Below are 12,234 nucleotides of genomic sequence, written 5' to 3' on the forward strand. Positions count from 1 at the left end.
CTTGAGCACGTTGCCGCGCGCGGCTTCGCTAGAAGGAACACTCAGTGAGCGCCACGCGCGTGCGGGTTTTTCCTGGGCTTGATGTTGCGCGGTTCGACGACCGGATCGGACACCTTGGTGAAGCCCTGCGACGGTCCTTGATACACCCATTCGAGCAGCGCGTCGTGCGCGGCGCGCGCGGCTTCCGAATGCGGATCGTTGATCAGGCTGACCACCACGTAACTGTTACCGTCCGCCGAGGCCACATAGCCCGCGATTGCCCGAACGTCGCGCAAGGTGCCCGTCTTGATGTGCGCATTGCCGCCCGCGCCCTGGTTGGTCAAGCGGTTGCGCATGGTGCCGTCGACGCCCGCGATCGGCAGCGACTCCACGAACACCTGCGCGACCGGACTCGCGTTGGCTCGCTGCAATAGATCAGCGAGTGAGAGCGCGGTGACATGCTCTTCGCGCGAGAGGCCCGAGCCGTTATCCAGCGTCAGATATTCCATGTCGACGCTGTCGCGGCGCAGAAACGCCTGGATTGCGCGCGCCGATTTGGCGGTCGTCGCGGGCCCTTTTTCCTCGGCGGCGCCGATCGTCAGGAACAGGTTGCGCGCCATCGTGTTGTTGCTGAACTTGTTGATGTCGCGAACGATGTCGGACAGCACCGGCCCCTGATGCGTCGCCACCAGTTTGGCGCCGACGGGCACCGCGCCTTCGTGCGTCGCGCCGCTGAACGTGCCGCCGGTTTGCTGCCAGAGCGCGAGAAAACCGCCCGCAAAAAAAGCCGAGTGGTCGAGTACCGCGACATTGATCGTGCGCGGGCCGCAGCGCATCGAATAGTCGCCGCTGAACGAGGCCACGACGGTGCCGTTCGGTTGCGGCGTGACAGTGGGCGACACCGAGGCCGCGTCGCCGCGGCACGGGCCGTTCACCGCGTGCATCTGGTTGTCGATCTGCAACTGCGCGAGCGCGGGCAGCACGTCGATCGCGACGCTGCCGTCGGGCGACGGCGTCAGCGTGAACGACAGCGATTTGAATGCATACAGCAGCGGATCGGGGCCGACGTTGTACGGCGCGGTGGCGTCGTCATCGAACGGCGGAAGGTCGCGTGTGGACGGATCGAAGTAGCGCTTGTCGAGCACCAGTGCGCCGTCTATGCCGGTGATGCCCGCCTTATGGATCTTCTGCACGAGATCGATCAGTTCTTCCGGCACGAGCTTCGGGTCGCCCGTGCCCTGAATGTAGAGATTGCCGTGCAGCACGCCGTTCGCGTCGATGGTGCCGTCCGCGTAGGCGCTGGTGCGCCAGCGGTAGTCCGGGCCGAGTATCGACAGGCCCGAGTAGGTGGTGACGAGTTTCATCGTCGAGGCGGGCATCATCGGCTTGCCGGCGTTCAGTGCGAGGATCGGCGTGCGATCGCCGACTTTCTCCACGACCACGCTGATCGACGACAAGGGCACGTGCGCGCGCTGCAAGCCCAGCATCACCGACTGCGGCAAGACCGTGGTGACGTTGACGCTCGGACGCGTGGCCTTGACGCGAGCCTGCGCGACTAGCGGCAGCGATGCGCCGCAGCCGAGCGCGGCGCAGGCGACGAGCCATGTCACGGCGCGCGGCGCGAACCGGCGCGGCAGATGTATGGTGGAAGCGGTTGTTATGGCCGAAGCTGCGCGAGCCACGCCATCGAACGGCTCAGTGAATGTGCCTGGAGCGGCGGAAACAGAAGCGGATCGCGTACGCAGCGCGACATGACGAACATACTTGATGCGGCGTGCAAGAGAAACCAGAAAAGCGTGCGTCATGGACGGGCGAAAAAGCAAAATGTCAGGGCGTGGGGCACGCGGCAATCCCGGCGGTGCCGATGGATCGCGTTGGCGCGCGGACACAAAATGCCGGCCGCGCGAAGCAAAGCGCCCATTGTAGAGAGTTGCCGCCAGGCTGCGGTGGAAAATGCGCCACGCGGCGCGCATGCACGGAGCGGGCGCTAGAATGCGGCATCATCGAACGATTCGGAACGGATAACCATGCGCATCTTGCTAGTCGAAGACGACCGGATGATTGCTGAAGGCGTGCGCAAGGCGCTGCGCGGCGAAGGCTTTGCGGTCGACTGGGTGGAAGACGGCGAAGCGGCGCTCAGCGCGGTGGGCAGCCAGCCTTACGATCTCGTGCTGCTCGACCTGGGCCTGCCCAAACGCGACGGCCTCGACGTCTTGCGCACGCTGCGCTCGCGCGGTCACGCGCTGCCGGTGCTGATCGTCACCGCGCGCGATGCCGTGGCGGATCGTGTCAAAGGCCTCGACGCCGGCGCCGACGATTACCTCGTCAAACCTTTCGATCTCGACGAACTCGGCGCCCGCATGCGCGCATTGATCCGGCGTCAGTCCGGACGCAGCGATTCGACCATTCGCCACGGCAACCTGACGCTCGATCCCGCCTCTCATCAGGTCACGCTCGACGGCGCGCCGGTCGCGTTGTCGGCGCGAGAATTCGCGCTGCTCGAGGCGCTGCTTGCGCGTCCCGGCGCCGTGCTCTCGAAGAGCCAGCTCGAAGAAAAAATGTACGGCTGGGGCGAGGAGATCGGCAGCAACACGGTCGAGGTCTACATTCACGCGCTGCGCAAGAAGCTCGGTGCGGAGCTGATCCGCAACGTGCGCGGTCTGGGCTACATGATCGCGAAGGACGCCTGAGCCGATGCGTTCGATTCGCCGTCAATTGCTGGTCTGGCTGCTGGCGCTGGTGCTGCTCGGCGTCGGCATTGCGGGTTGGCTGATTTACCGGCAAGCGCTGGCCGAAGCCAACGAACTTTTCGATTACCAACTGGAGCAGATCGCCGCCGCGCTGCCGTCGGAACCGTTCTCCCAAGTGCTCGGTTCGCGCGACACCGGCGACGAGGGCATCGTGCTGCAGATCTGGAATCGCAACGGCGTGCTGATGTACTACTCGCGTCCGCGTGCGCCGCTCGCGCCGCGCGCCGAACTCGGGTTTTCGACCGAGCACACGGATCGCGGCGAGTGGCGCGTGTATGGCGCGATCGTCGGCGACAACGTGGTGCAACTGGCGCAGCCGATTTCCGTGCGCAACCGGCTCGCTGCGAATGTCGCGTTGCGTACGCTGTGGCCGTTGATCGTGCTGCTACCGTTGCTGGGGCTCGCGGTGTGGGTGGTTATCGGTCGCGGACTCAGGCCATTGCGGCGCGTGACCAGCGCGCTCGACGCGCGTCATCCCGAAGCGCTCGATCCTTTGCCGGATCAGCGCTTGCCGCTCGAAGTGCAGCCGCTGGTGCGCGCGCTGAACGGTCTGCTCGCACGGCTCGCCACCGCGCTCGATACTCAGAAAGCATTCGTCGCCGACGCCGCGCACGAACTGCGCACGCCGCTCGCCGCCGTGCAGATTCAGGCGCAACTGGTGGCGCGCGCGAAGGACGATAGCGGCCGCAGCGAAGCGCTCGCCGATCTGCAAGCCGGCGTGACACGCGCCACGCGTCTTGCGGAACAGCTATTGGCGCTGGCGCGTTCTGAACCGGACGGCCTTGCCGCCACCGACGCGGTCGATCTGCGCGCGCTGCTGCAAGAGTGCGTGGTGGCTTACGCGCCGCTTGCGCTCGATCGCGGCGTCGATCTCGGCATCGAGGCGACCGAATCCGCCACCGTGATCGGCGATGCCGACGCGTTGCGCGTGATGTTCAACAATCTCGTGGATAACGCAACCAAGTACACGCCACGCGGCGGACGTGTGGACGTCAGCCTGCATGTCGAAGAGGGACACCCGGTCGTGCGGATCGCCGACAGCGGGCCGGGGATCGAGCCGGCCGAACGCGATCGCGTGTTCGATCGTTTCTATCGCGCGGGCGCCGGCGCGAATCGCGTCCGTACCGACGTGGCGGGCACCGGTCTGGGTCTGGCGATCGTGCGCCGCATCGCCGTGCAGCATCATGCCGCCGTATCGCTCGACGAGTCGCCGGCGGGCGGCTTGCAGGTGAGCGTGCGATTTTGAAGGCAAGGCTTTCTGTTCGTAAAGAGACTTAAAGAGGGCTTAAACAGGCCTAAATAGCTGGTTGGAAGCGATCTGTCGCTGCTTAAGACTCTTTTAAGCGATGCCACGTACGCTTCGAGACATCCAAAGTCTCTTTCTCCCAGTCAGGAGTACACGATGAACGCGAAAACCTTGTCCCGCAGCGCCGTTGCAATCGCCGTCGCCGTAGCGCTTTCCGCCGGCTATGTAGCGGGGCATCGCGACGTGCCCGCGCCTCAGGTGATCTCGCCGGCGCAAGCCGCGATGATGCCCGCTGAAGCCGCCGCTAAAACCGGCATTCCCGACTTCTCGGGCCTCGTCGAAACCTACGGTCCGGCCGTGGTGAACATCAGCGCGAAGCACGTCGTCAAGCAGACGGCGCTGCGCGGCAATCCCGGCAATGGCAACGGCAATCAGTTGCCGATCGATCCGAGTGACCCGTTCTACCAGTTCTATAAGCATTTCTTCGGCGGCATGCCGGGCATGCAAGGCGGCGGCGACGGCGGCGATGCGACCGATCAGCCGAGCGCGAGCCTGGGCTCGGGATTCATCGTCAGCAATGACGGCTATATCCTGACTAACGCGCACGTGGTGGACGGCGCGAACGTCGTCACCGTGAAGCTGACCGACAAGCGCGAGTTCAAGGCCAAGGTGGTCGGCGCCGACAAGCAGTCCGACGTCGCCGTGCTGAAGATCGACGCGAGCAATCTGCCGACCGTGAAGATCGGCGATCCGCGCCAGAGCAAGGTCGGCCAGTGGGTCGTCGCGATCGGCTCGCCTTACGGTTTCGACAACACGGTGACCTCGGGCATCATCAGCGCGAAGTCGCGCTCGCTGCCTAACGAAAACTACACGCCGTTCATTCAGACCGACGTGCCGGTGAACCCAGGCAACTCGGGCGGACCGCTGTTCAATCTGCAAGGCGAAGTGATCGGTATCAACTCGATGATCTATTCGCAGACGGGCGGCTTCCAGGGCCTTTCGTTCGCCATCCCGATCAATGAGGCGATCAAGGTCAAGGACGACATCGTCAAGACCGGCCACGTGAGCCGCGGCCGTCTCGGCGTGGCGGTGCAGGGCATGGACCAGACGCTCGCCAACTCGTTCGGCATGCAGAAGCCGCAGGGCGCGCTGGTCAGCTCGGTCGATCCGGGCGGCCCGGCGGCCAAGGGCGGCTTGCAGCCGGGCGACGTGATCCTGTCGGTGAACGGCGAACCGGTCAGCGACTCGTCCGATCTGCCGGCGCAGGTCGCAGGTCTGGCGCCGGGCAGTTCTGCAACCGTGCAGGTCTGGCGCGACAAGGCCACCAAAGACCTCAAGGTAACCATCGGCTCGTTGTCGGATGCGAAGGTCGCTTCGGGCAAGGCCGATCAGCCGACGCAGTTGCAAGGCCGGCTCGGTGTGGCGGTGCGGCCGCTGACGCCGGAAGAGAAGAGCGGCGCGTCGGTTTCGCACGGTCTGCTGGTGCAGCAATCGGGCGGCGCGGCGGAAAGCGCCGGCATTCAACCGGGCGACGTGATTCTGGCGGTCAACGGCCGGCCCATTTCGAGCGTCGACCAACTGAAACAGATAATCGCCGGCGCCGGCAACAGCATCGCGTTGCTGATCCAGCGCGACAACTCGCAGATCTTCGTACCGGTGGATCTCGGCTGATCCGTCGCGAGAGGTGGACGGCATAGCCGCTCGTCCGGTTGGAAGTTTGACCGACGCCGCGGCTGATCTCACCGCGAGTTGAAGTAATGCTTGCCGGTCCGTTGCATTTAATGCCGGCGGACCGGCAATTTTTTATTGGACCTTTGCATCGAAGAAGGGCGCTGTGCGCCGCCCGGGGTGGCATATGGCGGTCTCCATATGACTCAGCCCACGGCTTGGCACGCAGGTTGCGTCTGCTTTGATCCGGGCCCATCGCCGGAAACCGGAGAAGCAGGCATAGGACTTCAACAAGGAGCGAACCGATGAAAACCCAACGCAATCAGCGAAGGATCGTAGCCGCCGCGGTCGCCGCAGCGCTCACGCTCGGTCTGGCGGGTGGCGCATACGCACAGCAGGCAAGCGATACGACCGGCGGCACGACCACCGATCAAACCAGCGCGGGCAACGCCAATGGCGGCGGCCTGCCGCAAATCCAGCAGCAAGGCGACGTCTCGTTCGTGTCGGGCGGCGTCGGTCTCGACGAATCGAAGGCATTGCAACAGGCGCAAAGCCAGTGGCCGCTCTCGCTGCGCTTTACGGGCCCGGGTTCCGACTTTCTCGCCGACGTTCATGTGCGTCTGGTCGACGCGCACAACGGCGAGGTGCTGAGCACCACGTCGCGCGGGCCGTATATGCTGGTGAAAGTGCGCCCGGGGCGCTACACGGTGCACGCTCAATACAAGGACCGCGACCAGTCCAAAGCGGTGACGATCCCGGCCAAGGGCACTGCGAAGGCCGCGTTCTACTGGAACACGCAGTAAGACACGCAGTAAGCCCGGCGCCGTTACGGGTGGTGGTGTGGTTAGCGCCGCACTGCGTGCAGGAAGGTTGCGCAATCGGCCGGACTTTGGCCGATAATGAAGCCACGGGCACCCCCCGTGGCTTTACTGTTTGCACGACCGCACATCATCACGGAGCCGAGACATGAGCGATGCCTTGACATCTCACGGTAGCCCCGACGCGAGCGCAGGCGCGCACACCATCGTGATCACCGGCAACAGCCACCGGGTGCGGATGATCCACGGCGGCGTCACCATGGCCGATACGCAGGCGGGACTGACATTGTCGGAAACCGGTCTGGCGGACGTGTTCTATTTCCCGCGCTCGGACGTGAACATGGCCCGGCTCGAGCGCTCGACGCACACCACGCACTGTCCGTTCAAGGGCGACGCGTCGTATTTCCATCTGCGCACGGAAGACGGCCTGATCGAGAACGCCGTGTGGAGTTACGAAACGCCGCTCGAATCGGCGATGAAGATCAAAGGGTATCTCGCGTTTTACGCATCGCGCGTCGACCGCATCGATCAGACGTCCTGATCCCGCTGTCGCGCGTTCATCGGGGAGGCTGGCATGGAACTGAACGACGCGTTACGGATTCCACTTGCGCCGTCCGACGTCTGGGAAGCGTTGCAGGATCTCGCGCTGCTGCGGGCCAGCCTCGACAATTGCGAGTCGTTCACCCGCCTCGCGCACGGCGAATACGAGCTGATCATGACCGTGCCGCTCGGTCCGCTGCGCGCGCGCTACCAGGCGCGTGCCCACGTGGCCGGCCAGGATTCCGGTCCGGCGGATGCGCAGCGTCGCACCATCAATTTCAAAGCGCGGGCCGAGGGGATCGGCGCGTTGCGCGGCCAGATCGAAGTACGCTTGCGCGCTGACGAAAGCGCGCACGCCGCCGACAGGGAGCGCAGCACGCGGATCGATTACACCATCTGGGCGACCTCGTCGGGCCCGCTCGCGGAACTGCCGACGCGGCAACTCGAAAACGCGCTGCATCAACTGGCCGACGACTTTTTTACGGAGTTCGATGCTGTCGTGCGCGCGAAGCATGGGCAAGGTCCGAATCGCGCCCGGGGTTCGGCGGTGCGCCGCCAGCATGTGTTTCTGCGGCCGATCACGCTCGGCAGCATGGCGCGGCGAGTAAGGTCGGATCACGGCAATGCGCTGCCCGGGCGCGCGGCCAGCGCGTCGCACGGAGCCGCGCATGGTGTGTCGCACGGGGTTCCGCATCACGAGCCGAGTCCTCACGCGGTCCCGAACTGGGCTTGGGCCGCGATGATCTTTCTGGTCGCGCTGCTGTTGTATGTCGCGCGCTGGATCAGCGAGCATTGATTCTGCCAGGTGCCTGTCGTAGCGGCGGCGCAAGCGCGGCGGGTAGCGCCGCTGTCGTGTCCATGCGACTACGAAATTCCGGTGGCCTGCTACGAAACGTCGTCAGCCGAGCAGCGCCGCGCTGGCGCTCGCGCATGCACACTCACACGCCACGAAACTCCCTTCGCCATGCCGACGGCGACGTGCGGAACGCCTCCGCGAAATGTTGCCGCAGCGAAGCGGCCGAACCGAAGCCCGCGATTCCGGCGATCGCTTCCACCGGCTCGTCGGTGCTCTCGAGCAATTGCTGCGCGCGAGCCAGCCGCTGCGCCAGCAGCCATGCGCCGACAGTCGTGCCCGTGGCGAGGCGGAAGCGTCGCGTGAAGGTGCGGCGGCTCATCAGCGCGCGCCCGGCCAGCGTGTCGAGCGTATGCGGCAACGTCAGATTGCCGCTCACCCAATCGAGCAGATCCGACAGCCGGTCGCCGCGCACATTCGGCGGCATCGGCTGCTGAACGTATTGCGCCTGGCCGCCTTGCCGATGCGGGGGCACCACCAGCCGGCGCGCGACGTGATTGGCCACTGCAGCGCCGCACAGTTTGCGCATCACATGCAAACAGCAGTCGAGGCCCGCCGCCGTGCCGGCCGAGGTCAGCACATTGCCGTCGTCGACATAGAGGACGTTCGGGTCGAGGCGCACGCGCGGGTAGCGGCGCGCGAAGTCGTCGGCCCACGCCCAGTGCGTCGACGCCGGACGGTCGTCGAGGATGCCGGCGGCTGCCAGCACGAATGCGCCCAGGCAAAGCCCGACCAGTTGCGCGCCGCGCGCGTGGGCGGCGCGTAGTGCGCCGAGCAGCGCTGTGGGCGGCGTTTCGGCTGGGTCGCGCCAGCTCGGCACGATGATCGTGTCGGCGTCGGCGAGCGCTTCCAGTCCATGCGTGACGGCGATCGAAAAGCCGGCGGTGGTGGTCAGCGCGCCCGTTTCGGCGGCGCAGACGCGGAAGTCGAACTCCGGCACGCCGCCGCCGCTGCGGTCTTCGCCAAACACCACGCACGGCACCGAAAGATGGAACGGACTGATGCGATCGAACGCGACCACCACGACGATGTGGCGGAGCGGTTCGCCGCGCGTCGTGCCAGAGGAAACGGAAGTGGAAGCGGGCGTGGCCATCAGTCATCTCGTGAATTCCGACAATGGCCCGATTCTAGCGAATCTTGTCATTCGGGTCGCTGTCGGGAAATTCGCCGTGAGGGAACAATGCAGTCATCCCCGCAGCTCGCTCCGAGTCCAGACTGGACCCGCCCGCGCCGCCCATTTACCGACCGAGGAGTCTTGCCATGACCACACCGCGCCGTGCGCTGATCGTTATCGACGTGCAGAACGAATACGTGACCGGCGATCTGCCGATCGAATATCCGGACGTGCAAAGCTCGCTCGCCCATATCGGCCGCGCGATGGATGCGGCGCGGGCCGCCGGCGTGCCGGTGGTGGTCGTGCAAAACTTCGCGCCGGCCAGCTCGCCGCTATTCGCGCGTGGCAGCAGCGGCGCGGAGCTGCATCCGGTGGTGGGCGAGCGGACTCGCGATCATTACGTCGAAAAGTCGCTGCCGAGCGCTTTCACAGGCACCGACCTGGCCGACTGGCTCGCCGCGCGCCAGATCGACACGCTGACGGTTGCCGGCTACATGACGCACAACTGCGACGCGTCGACCATCAATCACGCGGTTCACGCGGGACTGACCGTCGAATTCCTGCACGACGCGACGGGTTCTGTGCCGTATCAGAACAGCGCGGGTTTCGCCAGCGCGCAGGACATCCACCGGGTGTTCAGCGTGGTGCTGCAGTCGCGTTTCGCGGCAGTGGCGAGCACGGACGAGTGGATCGCGGCAGTGCGGAGTGGGACGCCTTTGGAGCGGGACAACATCTATGCGTCGAATCAGAAGGCAAGGGCCACGCGGGCCGCGGCGTAGAGATCGCGGACGATGGTCGCGTCGAGCGCTGCTATATAGAATGCGGTCGGCCGGGTAGAACAAAGCGGCGGATGCGGCATCACGCATGCTGTGCATGAAAACAAAGGCGGCGGGTTGCTCACCCGTCCGCCTTTTTTCGTCCGCCGCTTCCGTCAGGCGATCGCCTAACCGCCGCCGCTCCGCTGCGCATGCCCATTGCGCAGAGACGGGCTTAGCTTCAGTGCGTCGAACATGCCTTCGACCATCTGCACGGCATGGGCGCCGAAATCCGTGGCGTCGGGCAAAAACAGCATGTCGCGCAGCGAACCGCTGACGAACGCATGCACCATCGCCGCCGCCAGCTTCGTGTCCAGATCCGCGGGCAGTTGCCCTTTGGAGATGGCATTGCGCAGACCGCCCTGGATTTTCTGAAGTCCTTCGCGCATGTTGGTCTGATAGCGGACCATCACCGGACCCATTTCCTCGACCAGCTCGCATTTCAGAAACAGGATGTCGAACACGCGCCGGCGACGCGGGTCGTTGGCGGTGTCGCGCAGACAGACTGTGCAGATTTCCATCAGACGTCCGAGCGGATCAGGCTCGTTGGGATCTTGCGAAGCGGCCTTGAGTTCGTCCAGCGGCAGCAGCACGCGGTCGAACATTTCCGTGAACAGATCGCTCTTATGTGCGAAGTGCCAATAGATGGCACCGCGTGTGACGCCCGCGGCCTGCGCGATATCGGCAAGCGACGTGCGCGATACGCCTTTCTCGAAGAAAACCCTTTCGGCCGCGTCGAGAATACTGTTGCGCGTCTCCTGCGCCTCTTCTTTGGTTCTTCTGACCATGTTGGAATGACCTGCCCTGATTGTGGGGTTTTCCCGGGCGTTTTTAAGTACGCCCGATGACAATCCGTCTACCGTTGACCGAATTGCGAAGCGATCTTGCAAGCCCCCAGCCAGCAAGAGATATAAACGCACTTTTACATGCATTCGTGAATGTATATATAATAGCATCCCACGATCGGATAGCCCAAGCCGTGACGAAACGTTAATATCCGTCACTGTTGCCTTTCAAAACGCTCTTCGCGCCGTGCCCGGACGGGCGGCGCCGCGCGGCATTTCCCCGGTATGGCGCATTTCACTCAGGGTGCCCTGCAGGTTCGGTGTGCGTCCGCGGGTGTCCGGTCAAGCGTCGCAAGACGCATGTGTGCGCTGTCGTCCCCGGGGTAGGGATGCGCGCACTTTTTCATTCTCAGTCTTTGACAGAGGTCGCTCCATGCGCGTCGAACGGGTTCCATTCCGCTTAATCAGTGCCGCGACGGCTGCCGTATTGCTGGCAGCGTGCGGACCAAAACAATCTGCCCCGCCGCAACAAACGCCGGAAGTCGGCGTCGTCACTGTTCAGCCGACGGCCGTGCCCGTCGTCACCGAATTGCCCGGCCGCACCAGTGCCTTCCTCGTGGCGCAAGTGCGCGCGCGGGTCGACGGCATCGTGCTGCGCCGCGAGTTCACGGAAGGCAGTCAGGTCAAAGCGGGACAACGTCTGTACAAGATCGATCCGGCGCCGTACATCGCCACGCTGAATAACGCCAAGGCGAGCCTGGCGAAGGCGCAGGCCAACCTCGTGTCGGTCACTGCGCAAGCGAACCGTTACAAGGTGCTGGTGGCGGCCAATGCGGTCAGCAAGCAGGACTACGACAACGCCGTCGCCTCGCAAGGGCAGGCAGTGGCCGACGTCGCCGCGGGCAAGGCGGCGGTGGATACAGCGCAGATCAACCTCGGCTACACGGACGTGGTTTCGCCGGTGAGCGGCCAGGTCGGCATTTCGCAGGTCACGCCGGGCGCCTACGTGCAGGCCAGCGCCGCCACCTTGATGGCCACCGTGCAGACACTGGATCCGGTCTATGTGGACCTGACGCAATCGAGCCTCGACGGGCTGAAGCTGCGCCGCGATATGCAGGAAGGACGTCTGAAGACGACCGGGCCGGACGCCGCCAAGGTGTCGCTGATTCTCGAAGACGGCCGCACCTATTCGGAGAAGGGCAAGCTGCAGTTCACCGACGTGACGGTCGACCAGGGCACCGGTTCGGTCACCGTGCGCGCGATCTTCAAGAACACCGACAAGGTGCTGCTGCCAGGCATGTTCGTGCGCGCGCGCATCGAAGAAGGCGTCAACGAAAGCGCGCTCGTGGTGCCGCAAGTCGGCATCACGCACGACCAGAAGGGCCAGCCGACCGCGCTGGTCGTCGGTAACGACAACAAGGTGGTGTTGCGTCAGCTGGTCACCTCGGGCACGTACGGTTCGAACTGGGTGGTCGAAAGCGGCCTGAAGCCGGGCGACCGCGTGATCGTGCAGGGCACCGACAAGGCGAAACCCGGCATGCAGGTCAAGACCGTCGCCGCGCAACTTCCCGCCACACCCGCTTCCGGCGCTGCTGCTCAAAGCGCGCCGGCCGCCAGCGGTGCTGCGCAGACGGCACAACCTGCCTCCGCTGCATCGGGCGCGTAA

General features: G+C 64.9%; 11 protein-coding genes. 8 read left to right on the forward strand and 3 right to left on the reverse strand.

Annotation, left to right across the window (positions count from 1 at the left end; all coding sequences use genetic code 11):
* Positions 1-41: 41 nt before the first annotated feature.
* On the reverse strand, positions 42-1,784 hold the full coding sequence (gene dacB / locus B0G82_RS09420; RefSeq protein ID WP_121308642.1) for a D-alanyl-D-alanine carboxypeptidase/D-alanyl-D-alanine-endopeptidase: 1,743 nt from the start codon (positions 1,782-1,784) through the stop codon (positions 42-44).
* A gap of 222 nt (positions 1,785-2,006) precedes the next feature.
* Here dacB and B0G82_RS09425 point away from each other — a divergent pair, with 222 nt between their 5' ends.
* From B0G82_RS09425 to B0G82_RS09450, 6 genes are all read left to right on the forward strand, one after another.
* On the forward strand, positions 2,007-2,669 hold the full coding sequence (locus tag B0G82_RS09425) for a response regulator (protein ID WP_121307222.1): 663 nt from the start codon (positions 2,007-2,009) through the stop codon (positions 2,667-2,669).
* Between the two features lie 4 nt (positions 2,670-2,673).
* Positions 2,674-3,975, forward strand: a complete 1,302-nt coding sequence (locus tag B0G82_RS09430; protein ID WP_116139258.1) for an ATP-binding protein — start codon at positions 2,674-2,676, stop codon at positions 3,973-3,975.
* 156 nt (positions 3,976-4,131) lie between these two features.
* Positions 4,132-5,646, forward strand: a complete 1,515-nt coding sequence (locus B0G82_RS09435; RefSeq protein ID WP_116139260.1) for a DegQ family serine endoprotease — start codon at positions 4,132-4,134, stop codon at positions 5,644-5,646.
* Positions 5,647-5,948: 302 nt separating this feature from the next.
* Positions 5,949-6,446 (forward strand): carboxypeptidase-like regulatory domain-containing protein, encoded by a 498-nt coding sequence (locus B0G82_RS09440; RefSeq protein WP_121307223.1) that lies wholly within the window; start codon positions 5,949-5,951, stop codon positions 6,444-6,446.
* A gap of 163 nt (positions 6,447-6,609) precedes the next feature.
* The gene (locus tag B0G82_RS09445; protein WP_106284093.1) at positions 6,610-7,002 is read left to right on the forward strand and encodes a DUF427 domain-containing protein; all 393 of its coding nucleotides are present in this window, start codon (positions 6,610-6,612) and stop codon (positions 7,000-7,002) included.
* A gap of 33 nt (positions 7,003-7,035) precedes the next feature.
* Entirely contained in the window at positions 7,036-7,797 is a 762-nt protein-coding gene (locus tag B0G82_RS09450; protein WP_106284094.1) for an SRPBCC domain-containing protein, read from the forward strand.
* Positions 7,798-7,939: 142 nt separating this feature from the next.
* Here B0G82_RS09450 and B0G82_RS09455 read toward each other — a convergent pair whose 3' ends face one another.
* The gene (locus tag B0G82_RS09455; protein ID WP_121307224.1) at positions 7,940-8,947 is read right to left on the reverse strand and encodes a helix-turn-helix domain-containing protein; all 1,008 of its coding nucleotides are present in this window, start codon (positions 8,945-8,947) and stop codon (positions 7,940-7,942) included.
* Positions 8,948-9,114: 167 nt separating this feature from the next.
* Here B0G82_RS09455 and B0G82_RS09460 point away from each other — a divergent pair, with 167 nt between their 5' ends.
* On the forward strand, positions 9,115-9,747 hold the full coding sequence (locus tag B0G82_RS09460; protein WP_121307225.1) for a cysteine hydrolase family protein: 633 nt from the start codon (positions 9,115-9,117) through the stop codon (positions 9,745-9,747).
* Positions 9,748-9,911: 164 nt separating this feature from the next.
* Here B0G82_RS09460 and B0G82_RS09465 read toward each other — a convergent pair whose 3' ends face one another.
* Positions 9,912-10,571 (reverse strand): TetR family transcriptional regulator, encoded by a 660-nt coding sequence (locus tag B0G82_RS09465; protein ID WP_121307226.1) that lies wholly within the window; start codon positions 10,569-10,571, stop codon positions 9,912-9,914.
* A gap of 430 nt (positions 10,572-11,001) precedes the next feature.
* Between B0G82_RS09465 and B0G82_RS09470 the strand changes: the two genes are divergently transcribed.
* Positions 11,002-12,234 (forward strand): efflux RND transporter periplasmic adaptor subunit, encoded by a 1,233-nt coding sequence (locus B0G82_RS09470; protein ID WP_116139270.1) that lies wholly within the window; start codon positions 11,002-11,004, stop codon positions 12,232-12,234.

The organism is Paraburkholderia sp. BL17N1 (genome assembly GCF_003634175.1).
Classification (GTDB): Bacteria; Pseudomonadota; Gammaproteobacteria; order Burkholderiales; family Burkholderiaceae; genus Paraburkholderia.